General features: G+C 42.9%; 15 protein-coding genes. 8 read left to right on the top strand and 7 right to left on the bottom strand.

What is annotated here, in order from left to right; translation table 11 throughout:
* The first annotated feature begins 168 nt into the window (after positions 1-168).
* The 4 genes from Q4557_RS15150 (at position 169) to Q4557_RS15135 (ending at position 8,159) form a co-directional block, all read left to right on the top strand.
* Positions 169-1,122 (top strand): LysR family transcriptional regulator, encoded by a 954-nt coding sequence (locus Q4557_RS15150; RefSeq protein ID WP_303413729.1) that lies wholly within the window; start codon positions 169-171, stop codon positions 1,120-1,122.
* Between the two features lie 164 nt (positions 1,123-1,286).
* Complete coding sequence (locus Q4557_RS15145; RefSeq protein ID WP_102476036.1) at positions 1,287-2,489, top strand: ABC transporter substrate-binding protein; 1,203 nt, start codon at positions 1,287-1,289, stop codon at positions 2,487-2,489.
* A 21-nt stretch (positions 2,490-2,510) separates the two neighbouring features.
* Complete coding sequence (locus Q4557_RS15140) at positions 2,511-4,910, top strand: ATP-binding protein (protein WP_303413725.1); 2,400 nt, start codon at positions 2,511-2,513, stop codon at positions 4,908-4,910.
* Between the two features lie 198 nt (positions 4,911-5,108).
* Positions 5,109-8,159, top strand: coding sequence for a UvrD-helicase domain-containing protein (locus Q4557_RS15135; protein ID WP_303413723.1), 3,051 nt, complete (start codon positions 5,109-5,111; stop codon positions 8,157-8,159).
* Between the two features lie 49 nt (positions 8,160-8,208).
* Here Q4557_RS15135 and ftsZ read toward each other — a convergent pair whose 3' ends face one another.
* The 5 genes from ftsZ to prmA form a co-directional block, all read right to left on the bottom strand.
* Positions 8,209-9,366, bottom strand: a complete 1,158-nt coding sequence (gene ftsZ, locus Q4557_RS15130) for a cell division protein FtsZ (RefSeq protein ID WP_102476033.1) — start codon at positions 9,364-9,366, stop codon at positions 8,209-8,211.
* 53 nt (positions 9,367-9,419) lie between these two features.
* Complete coding sequence (locus Q4557_RS15125) at positions 9,420-10,427, bottom strand: YafY family protein (protein ID WP_102476032.1); 1,008 nt, start codon at positions 10,425-10,427, stop codon at positions 9,420-9,422.
* 266 nt (positions 10,428-10,693) lie between these two features.
* Positions 10,694-10,999: a DNA-binding transcriptional regulator Fis gene (gene fis / locus Q4557_RS15120; protein ID WP_011494902.1), complete on the bottom strand. Its 306-nt coding sequence runs from the start codon at positions 10,997-10,999 to the stop codon at positions 10,694-10,696.
* Positions 11,000-11,017: 18 nt separating this feature from the next.
* Positions 11,018-11,986, bottom strand: a complete 969-nt coding sequence (gene dusB, locus Q4557_RS15115; protein ID WP_102437013.1) for a tRNA dihydrouridine synthase DusB — start codon at positions 11,984-11,986, stop codon at positions 11,018-11,020.
* Between the two features lie 173 nt (positions 11,987-12,159).
* The gene (prmA, locus tag Q4557_RS15110) at positions 12,160-13,041 is read right to left on the bottom strand and encodes a 50S ribosomal protein L11 methyltransferase (RefSeq protein ID WP_102437011.1); all 882 of its coding nucleotides are present in this window, start codon (positions 13,039-13,041) and stop codon (positions 12,160-12,162) included.
* 317 nt (positions 13,042-13,358) lie between these two features.
* Between prmA and Q4557_RS15105 the strand changes: the two genes are divergently transcribed.
* The 4 genes from Q4557_RS15105 to Q4557_RS15090 all read left to right on the top strand — a co-directional run bounded on the left by Q4557_RS15105 (position 13,359) and on the right by Q4557_RS15090 (position 18,030).
* Positions 13,359-14,264: a LysR family transcriptional regulator gene (locus tag Q4557_RS15105; protein ID WP_102437009.1), complete on the top strand. Its 906-nt coding sequence runs from the start codon at positions 13,359-13,361 to the stop codon at positions 14,262-14,264.
* Between the two features lie 212 nt (positions 14,265-14,476).
* Complete coding sequence (locus Q4557_RS15100; RefSeq protein ID WP_102437007.1) at positions 14,477-15,217, top strand: fumarate reductase cytochrome b subunit; 741 nt, start codon at positions 14,477-14,479, stop codon at positions 15,215-15,217.
* 84 nt (positions 15,218-15,301) lie between these two features.
* Positions 15,302-17,293, top strand: coding sequence for a fumarate reductase flavoprotein subunit (locus tag Q4557_RS15095; RefSeq protein ID WP_303413714.1), 1,992 nt, complete (start codon positions 15,302-15,304; stop codon positions 17,291-17,293).
* Positions 17,293-18,030 (top strand): fumarate reductase iron-sulfur subunit, encoded by a 738-nt coding sequence (locus tag Q4557_RS15090; protein ID WP_102437003.1) that lies wholly within the window; start codon positions 17,293-17,295, stop codon positions 18,028-18,030. The genes Q4557_RS15095 and Q4557_RS15090 overlap by 1 nt, the downstream gene beginning before the upstream one ends.
* A 99-nt stretch (positions 18,031-18,129) precedes the next feature.
* Here Q4557_RS15090 and rho read toward each other — a convergent pair whose 3' ends face one another.
* On the bottom strand, positions 18,130-19,395 hold the full coding sequence (gene rho / locus Q4557_RS15085; RefSeq protein WP_076539336.1) for a transcription termination factor Rho: 1,266 nt from the start codon (positions 19,393-19,395) through the stop codon (positions 18,130-18,132).
* A 345-nt stretch (positions 19,396-19,740) separates the two neighbouring features.
* A complete protein-coding gene (gene trxA, locus Q4557_RS15080; protein ID WP_055023577.1) occupies positions 19,741-20,067 on the bottom strand; it encodes a thioredoxin TrxA in 327 nt (108 codons plus the stop codon).
* Positions 20,068-20,176: the final 109 nt, after the last annotated feature.

Below are 20,176 nucleotides of genomic sequence, written 5' to 3'. Positions count from 1 at the left end.
ATAGCGTTAAGTATCTTTATAGCTAGAGATAATAATTTATTTAATAGTTGGCTTAATAGTTAGTGTTTTATGTTATTTGATAAAGATTAGTTGGTGAACATTATTTTATAAATTTTAGCACGAAAATATTAATTTAAATAATTCAGTTTAAATATAAGTAGGATTGATATGGAATTACGTCACATTAAATACTTTGTTGTATTGGCTGAATTAAAACACTTTCATAAAGCTGCCGCAGAGTTAAATATTACTCAGCCGTCACTATCCAAAAGCTTGCAAAAACTCGAATTATTAGTTGGTGGTAAGCTATTTCAGCGCGACTCTAAAAATATGACGCTAACCCCTTTGGGGGAAATGGTATTAGCTCATAGCCAAAACATTGTAAAGCAGCACGATAATCTAAAACGCGATATCGCCAGCTTTCATGGTGAAAATGAGCATGAAATTAGCATTGGCGCCAGCCCTATTCCATCAAACTGTTTAGTGGGCCCTATATTGGGGCAGTTTATTCAGGCTTGTCCCAAAATGACCATTGATTTTAAAGTGGATCATTGGCAATCATTAACAGAGCTGTTACTTCAAGGAAAGTTGGATTTGTTTGTTGCGGAAGCCAAAGTGACTGAGCTTGAAGATAACCCATTACTTCACTTACAAGCGCTGCCACCATTTCCGGTGATATTTTGTTGTCGTCCTGATCACCCGCTTACTAAGCTGCCGAGATTATATTTAGCGACATTTAGAGATTATCCTTTGGCGATCCCATTGAAATTGCCCATTACCATCGCCAATCAATTTGAAGACTTATTTCAATTACAAAGAGATGATTTTGCCGGTTTAATTCGTTTTGATCAGCTTCACTCAATTAAAGACGCTATTTTTCATTCAGATTTAGTAGTGCTAACTCCAGAAATAGCAGTACGTGATGAATTATTAGCGGGCACCTTGGTGCAGCTTAGCCCGCAATTGATGCCGAAACTGAATGCTAAGTTCAGTATTGTTAGCCTAGCAGAAAACCAACAAAGCCAATCGATTAAGGTGTTTAGCGAGTTTATTGTGCAGCGAGCTAACTCAGTTAAGGACTCAGTTAATGAGCTTGAAAACTTAGATATACAAATTGCGTAAGGCTGAAAAGTAGGGCAAACCTAACGAGTATCAAACTAACTTAGCTTGGCATGACTGCGTTACTGGCACAAATAGCATCACAATTTATATGGTTATTTTCAGAGGGTAGGCTATAACTAAGATGCTTGACTAAAATTGCCGCATGCCAACCAAGGATTGTCAGTATGCTTAAAATTGTATTTTTGCTTCTATTATTTAGTTATTCCCTCGAGATACTCGCCTCTCCTAAGTTTTTTAAAGTTTACTTTGATGCCGATAGAACGGGTCATATTGAATCGTCATTAGCAATTGAACAGGGTTTTAAAGTCGCATTTGAACAGGCAGATAATAAACTTGGTGGCCTTGGTGTGGAATTTGTCACCTTAGATCATCGAGGTAATGTCGGCAGAAGCAAAAAGAATATGGACCGTTTTTTGAAAGATCCTAATGGGATAGTGTTTATAGGCGGTCTGCATTCCCCGCCATTAATAAAATATCGAGATTTTATTAATGAGTCACAATTGCTCACCCTTGTCCCTTGGGCTGCTGGTGGACCAATTACTCGATACCCCTCAAAAGATAATTTTGTTTTTCGGCTTTCGGTAGATGATCAAAAAGTTGGCAAGCACTTAGTTGATTTTGCGATGCAAAAACAATGTAAAAAACCACACATGATGCTCGAAAATACCGCTTGGGGTAAATCTAATTATCGCAGTATGACTTCTGCCCTTGAGGCTTATGGCATGACTGAAGTGGGGGAAACTTGGTTTGCTTGGGGGATAAACCCAGCGCAAGCAAGATTATTATTAGCAACCGCCCAAAAAGAACAAGTTGACTGCTTATTTATGGTCGCAGGGGCCACAGAAGGGGCGTTAATCGTAGCCGCTGTGGCTGAGCTGGGTTTGGATATTTCAATATACAGTCACTGGGGGATTACCGGTGGGGATTTTGCCACTGTGGTGCCATTTGAGATCCGCAATAAAGCAAATTTACACTTCATACAATCATGCTTTAATTTTTATAGCTCAGAGGTAACTGATTTTAATCAGCAGGTTTTTAATGATGCTAAAGCTATGTTTCCAGAGCAGTTTGTTGATAAAAACATCAAATCGCCGGCAGGCTTTGTTCATGGTTATGATCTCGGTAAAATTTTTATCGCAGCCGCCAATAATGTCAGTTTTACTGACAATATAGTCACTAATCGCATCGCAATGAAGCAGGCACTGGAGTCGATGACAGCGCCGGTTGACGGATTAATAAAACAATATCAGGCACCATTTAGTGTATTTAGCCATAGCGCCCCAGATGCCCATGAGGCGCTAGATGAAAACGATTTATGTATGGCGATATACGATGATATTAATGCGGTTAAATTGATTGAGCAGTAAGCCTAAGGCGTCGAATTTATTATGTGGTTTGATAAAAAAAATGGAATGCATTTATTTTCGCTGTTTATTTTGTTGGGGGCCATTACCTTTATGGCGTCCAGTTATATTTTTGTGTCCAATCAGGCCGCTGAAACTGCAAAACTCATCAATGAAGAGAATTTAAAAGGTAAATTTTCTGCAATTGAACAATACGTTGCCGAGTTCATCGGCGCCCATGAAAGGGATGTTAATAAAATATCCACTTACCCTGATGTTATCAGCGCGACGCTAGAAGGTGTTGATGATAAACATACCTTACATGACCAACTATCACTGATAAAACCACATGATGTAGATACTTTTGTGAACCTGTATGACTTTGCTGGCGAGGGCATTTATCTTGAATTTGAGCTTGGGGAGCAACTAAGACATTACCTGGTTGAGAGGATTAATGATGAGTCAATTCTTAATGATAACAACTATATCTTTTTTAACGAGCGTGGCCAAGATTACTTATTAATCACTGAGCCGATACGATATCACGCATTAGCTGAGGGCTTGACTGCTTATATTATCCAGTTAAATGACTCGCAATTAATAGGTCGATTAATTGCAGATAAAAATCATTGGTTTGGGATCAGACAAGACAGGTTTAACTGGGCTATGTCTCCCCAGGGTGGCTGGCAGACTCAAGCGAAAATGATCCCCCAATTTGATATTTATCTTCTGTATGCATCATCGCCACAATTTGTTGAAAAAATAGAGTCAGACTTCTTACGAAGCTTATTTCTTAGAATGCTGCTTGCTACCAGTATGACCATTTTACTCTTGTATTTTTTGGGTAGAAAAATCTTAGTATCCCCCTTTCAGTCATTAGCTCGCTCACAGCAATTACTTGAGCAACAGGCGGAAAATTTAAAAAATAAAGAGGCTGAATCAACTCGACTTGCGCGGGTTGTCAAATATATGCGAGATGCGGTGGTATTTACCGATCCTGATATCAAAATAATTTGGGTCAATGGTGCATTTGAGAAGATGACAGGCTATAAAAAACATGAAGTGTTGGGCATGAAACCCGCAGATTTACTGCAAGGGCCAAAGACTAGCAAAGTAACGGCTCGTAAAATTGGTGAGCTAATAAAAAATAGAGGCTTTGGTACTTTTGAGATAATTAACTACACCAAGAGTAACGAAGCCTATTGGTTAGAGGTGCAAATTGGGCCGCTGTATGATGATTCAGGTGAGCTAGAAGGTTTTATGGCGGTTGAGCGTGATATTACTGAGCGCAAAGAATTGGAAGACTCGTTAAAACTCACTGCCAAAAAAGCCGATGCCGCAAATATCTCAAAATCGCAGTTTTTAGCATCAATGAGTCATGAGCTTCGCACTCCAATGAATGGCGTGTTAGGTATGACAGAACTGATTAAAGACACTTCACTTAATGTTGAACAAGAAGAGATGGTCAATACCTTATTGAGATCAGGAAAGCACATGCTATCTGTGCTCAATGATATTTTGGATTTTTCAAAAATTGAAGCGGGGAAATTAACCTTAAATTTAACCCGTTTTACCATCAACGAACTCAAGTCGGAAGTTGAACCGATTTATAAAGCCTTGTGCGATGAAAAAGGCTTGGCATTTAGCTTTGAGTCGGCTGGCGAGCAAGATAAAGTTTGTGTCGCTGATAAGATCCGAATTCAACAAATACTACAAAACTTGCTCAATAATGCGTGGAAGTTTACCCCTCAAGGGCATATTGCCGCGTCAATTAACGTCATCAATAATGAGGCTGAGCCGTTATTAGAAATTATTGTGTCTGATAGCGGTATTGGTATTAATAAAGATAAACAAGATTATGTTTTTCAGGCATTCTCTCAAGCTGAAGCGGATACCACCCGTCGGTTTGGCGGCACTGGGCTAGGGCTGGCGATTATCTCTGAGCTGGTGAATGTTATGGGAGGTAGCATAGAACTCAATAGTGAGCTGGGGGTAGGTAGCCAGTTTAGAGTGAGTATACCGATTAAATTAGATGCCAAACCGCAACAGGTCACAGGTCATCATAGCTCTATATTTGATGGCTCAGGTTTAAAAGTGCTTATTGTTGAAGATAATAAAATCAATGTAAAAGTGATGAAGATGTTCCTCAAAAAACGCGGCTTTGATTGTGAGGTCGCTGAAAACGGTCAAATTGGTGTCGATAAAGTGCAAGCAACACACTTTGACTTGGTGATCATGGATAATCATATGCCGGTGATGGACGGCATTGCCGCGACTAAGGCAATTAAAGCGTTAAACTTGGCTAATGAGCCGTTAATTATTGGCTGTACCGCAGATGCTTTTGAGCAAACCCGTATCGATATGATCAGCATGGGGTGTACTGAGGTTGTCACTAAGCCTATTCATAGCTCTAAATTAGACGAGATCTTAATCGCTATCTTTTGAGCTTACTCATAGCGATAGCCCGCAAGCCTGCTTACATAAAACGCCTGTCTATCTCATTAACCCCAGTTGCGGTTAACTCAATTGCCCATCGCTAAATCATTAGCAGATAAAGATCATGCTTAGGCACTTAAGATTAAGCTATAGTGACGCCTAAATATCAATAGTTTGCTGTTCAGCCATTAAGTCGTAGGTTGTAAATTGTTACCAGAAAAATTTAAAAAATCAGAAAAAACGATCAAGCATAGTTGGTTTGGGCGCCTGTATTTAGGCGCTGCAGATGCCATTAAATTATCGGCTAATGGCATTGAGTTTCGTGCTCAGCAAGGTCGTTTATTTAGGCATTGGTTTACAGTAAAACCTGTACCTCAGCTGCAACAATTTACTTGGCAGCAACTGGTTGCGCCAGCCGAGTTTACCCCAAGCTTTTTAGGCAGTTTGCTTCGATTTCAAGCCCAAGGCCAGTTTTATCAGGTGCCATTTCTGGGATATTTTTCTAACCCCAAATTTAAACAAGACATTGAACAATATTGGGCGCAAGCTCATGAGCAGCAGCTGTGTGAGTTAGTTGCCCGCATTGAGCATACCTTAGCGAATAAGTATTTACGTCAGTCGTTACTTGGGCAAATACAGCCTCGCATTAAACGTGAATATCGCCGCTGGTTTCCATGGTGTAAATCGGCGGGGTTATCGGTAACGCTTAACGCTGCGTTAGTGAAATTATCTGGCTTTTATCATTGGAATAACGCCAAGATAGCGCAAATTCGTTCTGCTTATGTTGACAGGCAATTAGTCAAATATGCAGACTTTTTTGATAATGTTGAATCAAAGCCATTAACCGATAAACAGCGCCGCGCTTGCGTTATAGATGATGATAACAATTTATTACTGGCAGGGGCTGGCACTGGTAAAACCAGTGTAATGGTGGGGCGTGCAGGCTATTTAGTTGCCAGCGGTCAAGCGCAAGCAGCGGATATTTTATTGTTAGCTTACGGCCGCAAAGCCGCTGATGAAATGGATGACCGCATCAAACAAAAACTGGCCACAGATGCAATAAAAGCCAGCACCTTTCACAGCCTTGGTTTAAGGATTATTGCAGCAGTGGAAGGCAAGCAGCCCAGTTTGTCACCATTGGCAGAAGATGACCAAGCCAAAGAGAAATGGTTACAACTCCAGCTTGATTACTTGCTTAAAGATGAGGTTTTCCGCAAACGGCTGTGTGAGTTTTTTAGCCAATATTATTATGTGGAAAAAAGCCCATTTGATTTTGAATCCGAAGGCGAGTACTTCCAATACTTAACTGACAATGATATTCGCACGCTTAAAGGCGAGCGGGTTAAGAGTTTCGGCGAACTGTATATTGCTAACTGGCTATTTAAAAACGGCATTGAATATCGCTATGAAGCCAAGTATGAGCATGATGTTAGTAGTGTTGATTTTCGCCAGTACCAGCCTGATTTTTACCTGCCAGAATATGATGTTTATATTGAATATTACGGCATTGATGAGGCTAATAATACCGCCAGTTATATCGATAATCAGGCTTATCTTGAGTCGATACAGTGGAAACGCGAGTTACATCAACAGCATGATACTGCCTGTATTGAGCTATTTTACTATCAGCATAAAAAGGGCCAGTTAACGGCAGAATTGCAACAGGCATTAACGGCATTTGAACTGCAATATGCGCCGCTGCCCGATGACGCGATACTGGCAACCCTTAATGAGCTTGGGCGGGTGACTGAATTAGCCAAATTATTTAGTCAGCTTATTGGTTTATACAAAGCGGCTTGCCTTGATAATAAAGGCCTAGACAAGCTATTTAATCAAGCTACTGATCCCAAGCAAAGCCGTAAGGCATTTGAATTGCTCCAGCCCATATTAACCGCTTACCAACAGCAGTTAGCTGCAAATGGCGATATCGATTTTGAAGACATGATTGCCAAGGCGCTTAACTATATACAAACAGGGCAATTCATTAGCCCGTGGCGTTATATTATGGTGGATGAATTTCAAGATATCTCCGAGCCTAGAGCGCGTTTAGTTAAAGCATTAACACAGGCTTACTCAGCACAGAGTAAAACCACAGCCTCATTATTTTGTGTTGGCGATGACTGGCAGGCTATTTATCGTTTTAGTGGCGCAGATGTCAGCCTAACGACCCATTTTAGTGACTATTTTGGCGCAGCTGCGACAAGCTATCTTGACCAAACATTTAGATTTAATAGCAGCATTGGCGATGTTGCTACCCAGTTTGTCACTCAAAATCCGGCGCAGCTTAAAAAACAGATTCGCTCCAACGTGACAGTGACCCAAGCGGCGGTATCAGTGATTAAGCGCGGCGAAAATGAAGCCGCCACAGCTGACAACCCAAGCCCTAATGCGTTAGCACAAGCATTGTCGGCGATTAGTGCTAGGGTCAATAAGCTTAAAGCTGGTACAAAACAACCGACAGTGTACTTACTGGCTCGGTTTTGGTTTCAGCTGCCAGATAGTAACGCCCTAAGACTACTGAATCAGCAATACTCCAATATAACCATTGAGTGTCAGTCCTTTCATGGCGCTAAAGGTAAAGAGGCTGACTATGTGGTGATCATCGGGATGAAAACCGGCCTGCATGGCTTTCCATCAAATAAAATCATCCCGCCTTTGTTAGATGCCTTTTTAGCAAAAGAAGAAGACTTTAAGTACGCTGAAGAGCGACGGTTATTTTATGTGGCGTTAACCCGTGCTAAGCATCGCGCCTATGTGCTGGCCGATATGACCGACGTCAGCCCGTTTGTCACAGAGCTTATTCAAGATGGTTATGCCATTGAGCAAGCAGAATTTACGACCTCTATAGTGCAAAGGCTGTTTGAAGATATTAACTGTGTTCGCTGCACCACAGGAGTATTAAAGCAAAGAACCGGTAACTTTAAATCATTCTATTCCTGTTGCCACTTTCCTTTGTGCGACCACAAAGAAGCAGGCTGCGAGCTTTGTGCAAGCCCCATGACCCGTAAACGCTTTGCAGGCTTTAAAGTCTGTCTTAATGATCAATGCGCCCATACCACACCGTTATGCAGCGTTTGCGGCGCTGATATGGTGCTAAGAAAAAGCGCTCGGGGGGAATTCTGGGGCTGTAAAAATTATCGTGGTAGTCATCGTCAAAGTAGCAAGGCTAACAGCAGGCAAAGTTGCACCCATGCAGTTGATAAAGCCAAGTTAGTACTGCCGAAGTCGATCGACTTGAAAGGAGTGAGCCTTCTCTGATGCTATCAAAGATATAGCAGCAGCTAGCGGCTCACCCTAGGGGCCGATATTATTGCCCTGCTGTTTTTTGATTTAAGTTGCGGGTATAAGTCGGGACATCGAGCTCAGCTAAGCAATGATTATCATCGTTACTGCCTACAGACTTTTCTTTTAGAAAATCGTGAAGATTAAGCAGCTCTACTGATGCAAAGCGGTCTGTTGAAGGCGGTACTTTAGCATCATCCATAATGATTACTGATTGGTCGGTTGTGGCTTGAATACCGGTGGCAATCACCATCAATTCCAGCTCGCAATCCAGCTCAGGCACTATGGTTAATCCAATTATCACCAATGCACTAGGGTCGAGTTGCTGCTGCAGGGTTTCGCCAATCATATTATATTGGCTGAGCTCAATATTTTCAGATGCCATCACACTGACAATCGCTCCTTTGGCATGAGTCAGCTCAACGTCTTCCAGTAATGGATTTTTAAGGGCGCTATTAATCGTCACTTGGATATCTGCACCTGGCATTTGCTTCGCCACTCCCATAGCGGCTCGTCCATGGTGATTTACCACCGCAATGAAATCATTGAGATCGATATTAATCAAACCTGATTGGCTAATGGTGGTGGTTAACCCCAGCAATACATCTTGCAAAATACGGTTACTTTCAAAAAAGGCGTTAACTAGGCTGACTTTCTTATCCAGAGTTTTAGCCAGTTTGTCATTAGGTAACACGATTACAGCATTGGCGTGCTGCATTAATTTATCGACGCCTTTATTGGCCAGAAGATTCCTTTGCTGGCCTTCAAAACTAAAAGGGGTGGTAACCACGGCAATTAATGGTTTATTTAGCGCTGCGGCGACTGAAGCCATGAACGGGATGGCGCCAGTGCCAGTGCCGCCGCCCATACCGCCAGTAATAAAAATGATGTCGGCGAGTTCAATAAGCTCTTTTATTTGTGCTTCAGACTCCTGCGCAGCAGCTTGACCTTTTTCGGGCTTAGCGCCCGCACCTAATCCTTTAGTGGCTTCAATGCCAATTTGTAATCGAGTGCTAGATTGAGAGGCCTGCAGTGATTGTGCATCAGTATTGACGGCAATCAGCAGGACGTTGTCATTGAATGGCGATTGGCTAAGTTGATTTATGGTATTGCAGCCGCAGCCTCCCACACCGAAAACGGCAATGCGAGGTGATGGGCTGTTTTGCGTCAGTAAGTCAAACATCGATTCATCTCCTTGAAGTTATGCTATGCAGGGTAACTTAAGGATGCGACAGCCTAAGACGCAGCAATTTGATAGCGCGCATTGACCTTGTTAATTAATCGAGTGAAATGGGCTCTTAATTTGGCCGGTGCTAGCACTTCGACATTGTCAGCCATGCTCCACAACAATGTTCTTAATCCTGAGGTGTCTTCAACGGTTGCTTCAACCAGATAGCGTTTATCTTCTAACTGCTTAACAGTTTGATTGTCACTGAGCTTGGCATTGCGCATGATAAAGTTTGCTGATGCAGAAAAAAGCAATTCAATATCAATCAACTCCGCTTGGTTTTCCATTTTTCTACGGGCAATATTAGCTTCACTTCGAGTAATGGAAGGGGTGTCCAGCACTCGCACATTACGTAGTAAGTCGATGGATTTGGCAAAAAGTTTTGGCTCAACCGTGCCAATGGTAAAGGTCAGTAGTGCGACACCATCTGATATTTGTATACCTTCAGGATTAATGGGCGTGTAATCAAGCCAATAGCTTTTCCCTTGGATCACTCGCTTTATTTGGCAGGCAATCTGGCGCTTGTTAAGCAGTGCCGATTGCACAGCTTCAAATATTTGTGGATCTTGCTGCTCAATTATAAAAGGAAAAGGTTTAGGTAACTGCGCCACGCGGCAGGCCCAGTAAAGCCAAGGGTTATCAGGATCATTACCTAATATTTGATCTGCACGGTCAAAATAAGGGGTCAACTGCTTAAGGCTTTGGGGAGGCAGCAGTTGGCTAGCACTGTGCTTTAGGGTGTAAAATGCCAATGCCATGTGATTATCCATCAAGGTCAAGTTAAGACCACGCCAACAGGCGGCAATCGACCAGCCAAAAGGCTTGCTTCTGTCATCGAGCACTATGCCAAAAAGTCCCATGTCATACATGGCTTTTAATTCCCGCTGCACGGTTCTTAATCCAATATCAAAATCACGACTTTGCAGTCTTGCAGTGATGTCATTAGCGGTAATGCGCCTTGGATGAGCAGGTATTTGTTCCAGCATGGCAATTTGGCGTTGGATATTGATTTGCATCGATGTTCTCCCGATTATCTATGCCATGAGCATAATATTACCCTGCGACAGAATCTGACGCACTAAGCATTTTTTGTATCATTATCTGATATTTAACCATGAGTAAAAGTTAAAGTTTTAGCTTGGGAATTACGTTGAAGGAAAGCGGAATCGAATACAGGAAGGGGCAACAAAACAACGGGGGTACATATGGGGGACATATCAACAAAAACGGGCTTTCCATTGCTGGAAAGCCCGTTTTCTTACAACAGTTTAAGAATTACTTCTTAGTTCATGCCGTATTTTTTTAATTTTTTGCGTAAAGTGCCACGGTTAATACCTAGCATGTTCGCTGCACGTGTTTGGTTGCCACGTGTGTGTTGCATGATGATGTCTAGTAAAGGTGCTTCAACTTCACTTAATACCATTTCATATACTTCAGACGCTTCTTGACCGTCTAACTGAGAGAAGAAGTTTGTTACTGCGCGCTTAACTGCGTCACGTAATAATTGTGGCTTGATTGTACCGTTAGCGGTTTCAATCTTACCTACGGTTAGCTGGTGAACTTCTGTGTTAGTTGTCTGATCAAACATTCTATTCTGCTCTTTATATTAAAAATTAACTAATTCATCAAAGTAACATTCCACAAGGGAATATTGCTGTTCAGCGGTTTCAAGCCTATTGAAGTCAGCACGAAATTGACGCTGCTCTTCTTGGTTTAGGTACCATCCCATGTGCTTTCTAGCAAATCGGACACCTTTGTACTCGCCGTACAATTCGTACAAAGCGTTAAGGTGTTCGAGCATGATTTCTCGTTGCTCGCTTGCCTCAACTGGCGGTAATTTGTTACCTGTTTCCAAGTAGTGGTGAATTTCTCTAAAAATCCACGGTCTGCCTTGGGCTCCTCGTCCTACCATTACAGCATCGGCGCCAGTGTAGTCTAAGACGAACTTAGCTTTTTCTGGACTGTCGATATCTCCATTGGCAACAACAGGGATTGAGACATTTTGTTTTATTGCTTTAATCGTGTCGTATTCGGCAAAGCCTTTATACATACACTGCCTAGTGCGGCCGTGAACGGCTAAGGAGGCAATGCCACAATCTTCGGCAATATGAGCAATTTCAACACCATTACGGTGTTCAGGTTGCCAGCCTGTGCGAATCTTTAGCGTTACCGGTACATCAACTGCACTAACAACAGCCTGTAAAATCGCTTTTACTAGCTGGGGATCTTGCATTAATGCTGATCCAGCAAGCTTCTTATTCACTTTTTTGGCAGGGCAGCCCATATTGATGTCAATGATGTGAGCGCCTTGTTCAACGTTGAACTGGGCGGCCGCAGCCATTAAATCAGGATCTGCACCTGCAATTTGTACTGAACGAATACCTTCTTCACCAGAATGCATCATGCGCTGGCGGCTTTTATCGGTATCCCAAACTTCGGGATTAGATGAAAGCATCTCTGAAACCGCTAGGCCTGCGCCATAACGTAAACAAAGATTTCGAAAAGCGCGATCGGTGACACCTGCCATTGGTGCCACGATCAGCTGATTTTTCAGTTGATAGGGGCCAATTTGCATTGAGTTATTCACCATGCTCGTCAAAGGGGCGCTATATTAGCCCTTTTTTACCGTCCTGAAAAGGTCAATAAATGAACTAAAGATAACTTTTTTGCTTGACTTTTAGTTGTGGAGTCGTCAGCGCCCCTTTTGGCGTAAAACTAGCTGTCATAAGGGGTGTGCTGCCTTTACCGTTATTTGCGGGTGCCTGTCAAGCGGCTCCAGTCTTCTTTGTGAGCCGCTTCATCCATGATGAACCATTGGCTGTAGAATTGTGATACTTCTTCTGCTTGCTCTTGTAGTAAGCCTGAAAGGGCTAACTTACCACCTGTTTTGACTTTCTCTGCAATCAATGGGGCAAGCTCGCGCAGTGGGCCGGCTAAGATGTTAGCGACTAAGATATCAGCCTGTAAATTTTCTGGTTGGTTTTCGGGTAAATACAGTGACAACTGCTCGACAACACCGTTGCGCTCAGCATTGGCTGTCGATGCATCAATGGCTTGATAGTCAATATCAACCCCGGTGACCTTCTTCGCGCCAAGCTTTAATGCAGCAATGGCTAAGATGCCTGAGCCACAACCAAAGTCGATAACTTCTTTATCTGACAAATCTAAGCTGTCTAACCACTCTAAACATAATGCGGTGGTTGGGTGAGTACCAGTACCGAAGGCTAAACCTGGATCAAGAATAACATTTACTGCGTCTGGTTCAGGGATGTCACGCCAGCTTGGGCAAATCCATAAACGCTGACCAAATTTGATGGGGTGGAAGCTGTCCATCCATTCACGAACCCAGTCTTTATCTTCTACTTGTTCAATTTTATGGTTAAAGCCTTTACCTAAGCAGGGAACTGACTCTAATAACTCTATGGTCGGTGCTAAATCAGTGCCAGCATCAAATAAGGCCATTAATATGGTGTCTTGCCATAAAGGTGTTTCACCTAGTTTAGGCTCGAAAATTGGCTCATCTTGGCCGTCTTCGTAGGTGATAGACACAGAACCTTGATCCATCAATAAGTCGCCTAGCATGTCTGCATGATCGCGATGAGTGTGAATTCGTAATTGGATCCAAGGCATGGGATTTTCCTAACTGATAATAAAATTAAACATGAATTGGCGGCTATTATAGCTGATGCCATAACGAGGTGGCAGATATTCCTTTGGGTTTATCGGCCAAAAAGCAAAAACGCGCCAAATGATAACTATTTAACGGCTGATATTTGTTGTGAAACATTGGCTTTTACACTTCAGAAGTGGACAGATTGTGGGACTATTTCACCGCGATGAGTGTATTTGAGTCAAATTGACTATGATGATTTAGAGGGTAATATTTGTATCGTTATCAAAATTATTTTAGTAATGAATGATTAAGATGTGAGATTAAGGTCCAGACAATGCAGATAAATGATTTACACCTGTTTGTGCGAGTGGCTGATTGCGGCAGTATTGGCGCTGCTGCAGTTGAGCTAGATATTTCAGCTGCTGCGGCAAGTGCAGCATTAAAACGATTAGAGAAACAGTTAAATAGCGTACTGTTTATTCGCACCACTCGTAGTTTGCGTCTGACCGCCGAAGGTGAGCATTATCTGATCCATTGTCGCGAGGCGCTGGCGCAATTGCAATTAGGCCAGCAAGCCTTGTTAACCGAAAAAGGTCAAATCTCAGGTCAGCTCAATATCTCAGTCTCTTCTGACTTTGGCCGGAATGTATTCTTACCTTGGTTAGATAGTTTTCTACTGCAGTATCCAGATTTAACCATTCAACTGCATATAGGCGATAGCCTTAGCCATTTTCAGCACGATAAAATTGATATGGCGTTACGTTATGGCATACCGCCTGATTCAAGCCAAGTGGCGTTTAATATTTGTCATACTCAACGGGTGTTATGTGCCTCTTCTGCTTATATTCAGCATCATGGCGAACCTAAAAGCCCAGCTGAATTAGCGCAGCACAATTGTTTAATTTATAAGGTTGATGAACGTAATTATGATTTGTGGACGTTAATTAACGAGCAGCAGAGCTTTAAAATACGGGTGAGTGGTGATCGAAGTAGCAATGATGCTGATGTCACTCGTCGGTGGGCAGTATCAGGCCAAGGCATTGTATTTAAATCGGCTTTAGATGTTGTAGATGATTTAAATAGCGGTCGACTGCAACAGATATTGCCTGGATTTACCAGTGAGGCGATGCCGTTGAATCTCATTTGTGCAGGGCGACAGCATGTCAGCCCTGCCATGTTGTTAATGCGTGATAAACTGCGGCAACATTGCCTGCAATTACAACAAGCTGTGGCTATTTAGTCTTATGTTTAGAGGGTTTGATATCAAGTTCAAATCTTTATCTCAAAGCGCAGTGGCTTGCTAACATCTCACGATTCGCGTTGGTGTGATCTGCGTCTGACTCTTGCCTTGCGGTGGGTGATCTGGGTCACTTGCTGGTTTTTGGTTATTGCTACCGTTTGTGAACTTGATATGGTCATAAGTCATATTGAATTTACAGGACGTGCAAATTTATGGCTGATCAACCCGCTCTTGAAGCGCTAACCTCTGCAGCAAAAAAGACCAGCGGATTCTCTCATCCTGTATGGGCCGCTCGGGCCGATATGCTTCAAAGTGCAACTGGCCTGTTACTTGGCATATTCATCATTATGCATCTGCATTTTGAGTCGAGTATTTTGATCAGTAAAGAAGCCTTTTATCATGTAGGCCACTTCTTAGAAGGGGGCATGTTCAGTGAAACTGGCCATGGCTTTCCTGTTCTGACTAAATTCATTTCGGCATTTATGCTGATAGTCTTATTAATCCACGCTGTATTTGCCTTACGTCGCTTTCCTGCACAAATAAAGCAATGGCGGGCACTTAGAAGTCAAATGACCATTATGCCTCACCAAGATACTAAAATTTGGTTTTGGCAGTTAATTACGGGTTTTTTACTGTTCTTTCTCGCCCCCGTTCACTTGTTTGACATGATCACCAATCCTGAAATCGGCCCGCATTTATCGGCTGAGCGTGTTTACCACCAAGATGTGTGGATGCTGTATGTCTTGCTATTACCTGCTGTGGTATTGCATGCCATGTTTGGTCTCTATCGCCTAGCGGTAAAGTGGGGCGTGACCACAAAGCGTATGGCGGCGCTTAAGCTTGCCAAAATAATGGTGGTTTACTTAATGATTATTGGTATCGCAAGTTTATTGACCTACATCTTTATTGGGCAATCGTTGGAGTTACCCGTAACGCCTTTTGTACCGAGTTAAAGACACAGTGACTGTGCACAGTCATGCACCATTGAGTTTATCGCTTAGAAATACAAAGCCTAATACCGTATTAAAGGAATGCCAGTGAAAATTATTTATACAGATTCATTAGTTGTCGGCGCCGGTCTTGCTGGTTTACGTGTGGCAATCGCCTCCAAAGAGCGTGGTTTAGATACCGTGGTGCTGTCATTAATACCTGCCAAACGTTCCCATTCTGCTGCAGCCCAAGGCGGTATGCAAGCCAGCCTTGGTAATACAGTTAAAGGCATGGGTGACGATGAAGACGTCCACTTTCAAGACACAGTAAAAGGCTCTGACTGGGGCTGCGATCAAGATGTGGCGCGCATGTTTGCCCATTGCGCACCTAAAGCGGTGCGAGAACTTGCTAATTGGGGCGTGCCTTGGTCACGTATTAGTGCTGGCGATCGTGAAGTAGTGGTGAACGCCGAAAAGGTCACCATTACTGAAGCCGAGCAAGCCCACGGATTAATTAATGCCCGTGACTTTGGCGGGACTAAAAAATGGCGTACTTGCTATACCGCCGACGGCACCGGCCACTCACTACTGTATGCCGTTGACAACAAAGCCATTGAAATGGATATTCCTGTCCATGAACGCATTGAAGCATTATCGCTTATTCATGATGGCAAACGTTGTCACGGCGTCATTGCCCGTTGTCTCATTACGGGTGAATTACGTGCCTATATTGGTAAATCAACGACGATTGCAACAGGCGGCTATGGCCGTATTTATGAAGTCTCTACCAATGCCATTATCTGTGAAGGCATTGGCCAAGCATTGGCGTTAGATACTGGCGTTGCCACATTAGGCAATATGGAAGCGGTGCAATTTCACCCAACAGCGATTGTACCAGTGGGGATCTTAACCACGGAAGGTTGCCGAGGTGATGGCGGCTTACTGCGAGATAAAGACGGTCATCGTTTCATGCCAGATTATGAGCCTGAAAAGAAAGAGCTCGCCTCTCGAGATGTGGTCTCACGGCGCATGACTGAACATATGCGTAAAGATAAAGGCGTTGATAGCCCTTATGGGCCGCATTTATGGCTTGATATCACTTTGCTTGGGCGCAAACACGTTGAAACCAACCTTAGAGAAGTGAAAGAGATTTGTGAAAATTTCTTGGGCATAGATCCTGCCAAAGACTGGATCCCAGTGCGTCCGACTCAGCATTACTCAATGGGCGGTATTCGTACTAATGCTACCGGTGAAAGCCCGCAATTAGCAGGCTTATTTAGCGTGGGTGAGGCTGCGTGTTGGGATATGCATGGCTTTAACCGTTTAGGTGGAAATTCTCTGGCTGAAACTGTAGTTGGCGGTATGATCATCGGTAAGTACGTGGCTGATTTTTGTGAAAAGAACACCCTTGAAATCAATACAGCCGAAATTGAAGCCAGCATGGCTAAGATGCAGCAAGAAATCAACGGCTTGTTAGTCGGTAAGGGCACTGAAAATGTGTTTGATATCAAACTGGAAATGCAGCGCATCATGATGGATTACGTAGGTATTTTCCGCAATGGTCCTGAGCTTGAAAAAGCCATTGCTGAATTAAAAGAATTACTGGTTCGCAGTAAAAGTATTGGCCTTAAATGTAAAAAACGTCATGGGAACCCTGAGCTGGTGGAAGCGTTACGTGTGCCGCGTATGCTGCGGGTTGCCTTAACGGTTGCGTGCGGCGCCAATGCCCGTACAGAAAGCCGCGGTGCCCATGCTCGTGAAGATTACCCGCAACGTAATGATAAAGAATGGCTCAACCGCACTTTATCAACTTGGCCAGACGAAAACGCCCTTGAGCCCAAGCTAACTTACGAGCAACTTGATGTGATGAAGATGGAGTTGCCGCCAGGTTATCGTGGTTATGGTACCGACAATGCCATTGCGCATCCTGATACTGCTGCCCGTGAAGTTGAAATTGAAAAAATCCTCGCTGAGCTGGGTGACGATGCAGACCGCGTTGAAAAACAAGCAGCCGTTATGCCATTTGATTTACCAGAAAGCTTGCGTCCGCGTAATGAAAGATTAAGTGACACCTTTTTGGCGTCAGGAGAAAAGAGCTAATGACCAGCCCACGAACTATCAGTTTTAATATCTTTCGTTACGATCCACAAGATCCAAGCGATAAACCTAAAATGGTCACATATGAGCTCACTGAAGCGCCTGGAATGACAGTATTTATTGCGCTTAATATGCTGCGTGAGCAACAAGATCCTTCACTGCAGTTTGATTTTGTCTGCCGCGCAGGGATCTGTGGCAGTTGCGCTATGGTGATTAATGGCAAACCTACATTGGCTTGTAGAACCTTAACCGCTAATTTCCCTGACGGTAACATTACCCTAATGCCGTTACCGGGTTTTGAGTTAATTGGTGACTTGTCAGTGAACACGGGTAAATTCATGCGCGAGCTAGCTGAGCGACTGCAGTTATGGTTGCAACCTGATGCCAACGATATTGATATTCATCGCTTAGAAACGCCAATGGACCCTGCTGAGGCGGCTAAGTTATATGAGCTTGAACGCTGCGTTGAATGTGGTGTTTGTGTGTCTGCATGTGCCACTAAGCAAATGAAAGACAGTTTTGTTGGCGCTGTGGGGATGATGAAAATCGCCCGCTTTGAAATGGATAGCCGTGATATTCGCAGCGCAGAAGATTTCTATCATGTGATAGGTAATCAAGATGGCGTATTTGGCTGTATGACCTTACTGGGTTGTCAAGATGCCTGCCCGAAAGATTTACCGCACATGCAGCAAATTGCCTATTTACGCCGTAAAATGGCGCAAACTATCGTGAGCTGTTAACTCAGACGTTATAAGGGTTAAATTTACAAATAAAAATGCCGCTAACTCAGTTAGCGGCATTTTTGTATTCAGTTTACTGTACTGAAACGATAAAGAGAATTAACTCTTAGCGCGTTTCATTGCAGTGAAGAACTCATCGTTAGTTTTGGTCATTGCCAATTTATCGATAAGGAATTCCATGCCGGTAACTTCATCCATAGGATTAAGGATTTTACGTAAAATCCACATCTTCTGTAGCTCATCAGGCGTGGTTAGTTTCTCTTCACGACGAGTACCAGAGCGGTTAAAGTCGATTGCAGGGAAAACGCGTTTTTCAGCTGCTTTACGAGAAAGGTGTAACTCTTGGTTACCAGTACCTTTAAATTCTTCGTAAATAACTTCATCCATTTTAGAGCCAGTATCCACAAGCGCTGTTGCGATAATGGTTAAGCTGCCGCCATGTTCGATGTTACGTGCAGCACCGAAGAAACGTTTTGGACGATGTAATGCGTTTGCATCAACACCACCAGTAAGCACTTTACCTGATGATGGGATTACTGTGTTGTATGCACGGGCAAGACGAGTGATTGAATCTAATAAGATAACCACGTCTTTTTTGTGTTCAACTAAGCGTTTGGCTTTTTCAATAACCATTTCAGCAACTTGAACGTGACGACTTGCTGGCTCATCAAAGGTAGAAGCAATAACTTCACCTTTTACCATGCGCTGCATTTCGGTTACTTCTTCAGGACGTTCATCGATAAGTAATACCATTAACACCACTTCTGGGTTGTTATAGGTAATGCTTTGCGCCATGTTTTGTAGCAATAAGGTTTTACCCGCTTTAGGCGGAGCCACAATCAAACCACGCTGACCTTTACCAATTGGAGAACATAGATCCAAAATACGTGAGGTGATGTCTTCTGTTGAACCATTACCACGTTCCATACGCATACGTTCTTCTGCATGCAGTGGGGTAAGGTTTTCAAAGAGGATTTTTGTGCGAGAATTTTCAGGCTTATCGAAGTTAACTTCGTTAACTTTTAAGAGTGCAAAATAGCGTTCACCATCTTTCGGTGGGCGGATTTTACCAAAGATGGTATCACCGGTACGCATATTGAAGCGTCTGATTTGGCTAGGAGAGACATAAATGTCATCAGGGCCTGCTAAATATGAACCATCTGAGCTTCTTAAAAAGCCGAAACCATCTTGGAGGATTTCAAGCACACCGCCACCAAAAATGTCTTCACCGCTTTTGGCGTGGGATTTCAGAATAGAGAAGATGATGTCCTGTTTACGGGCACGGGCCATGTTCTCTAATTTCATGCTATCTGCTAGTGAAACCAGATCTGATATAGACGTGTCTTTTAATTCAGTTAAATTCATGTTGGGGGTCTTGTATTACGCGACGATGCTTACTGCAATCAATCTTTCTTTGGGTCTTACGAAATTGAAATAGTCGATTGATAAGCGAGTAGGGGTTTGGTTGAAAAATCTGATGAATAAATTAGCACTATATGGGCAGTGCGTCCAGAATTTTAGCGAAAAAACGGCACAAATTGTTCATATATTGTGCCGATTGTCACTTTTCAAACGTAAAACACGCAACATTATTAAAATTGATTGTTGTTCATTACACTAAAATAGCGTTTTTTTTAGCAATAACCTGCTAACGGGGTTAGCAGGTTATGTCATTAATCAATAGTGCCGCGATTTTATAAATAGACTTGATTAAGCTTGTGCGTCAATAAACTCTTTAAGTTGAGTTTTTGATAAAGCACCCACTTTAGTAGCAACTAACTCGCCGCCTTTAAACATTAATAATGTTGGAATGCCACGTACACCGTACTTAGCAGGTGAAACATTATTTTGGTCAACGTTTAATTTAGCTACAGTTAGCTTACCCGCGTACTCTTCAGCCACGTCGTCTAGGATTGGGGCAATCATTTTACAAGGACCACACCACTCTGCCCAGAAGTCTACCAGTACTGGTAATTCTGAGTTAATGACGTCGTTTTCGAAGCTGTCATCGCTTAGGTATACAATTTTATCGCTCATGTAGATCTCCAGATTTGGCACCATTGCTAGTTTATTAATGGCTTACCATGTATATTGGGACGGTTAAATAGCTTTTCAAGTGACCGTTCTATTAATGTAGCTATTTGAA

The sequence above is a fragment of the Shewanella sp. 5_MG-2023 genome (genome assembly GCF_030547465.1).
Classification (GTDB): domain Bacteria; phylum Pseudomonadota; class Gammaproteobacteria; order Enterobacterales; family Shewanellaceae; genus Shewanella.
Note: the sequence above shows the minus strand (reverse complement) of the source record. Positions and strands in the feature narration are given on the sequence as shown.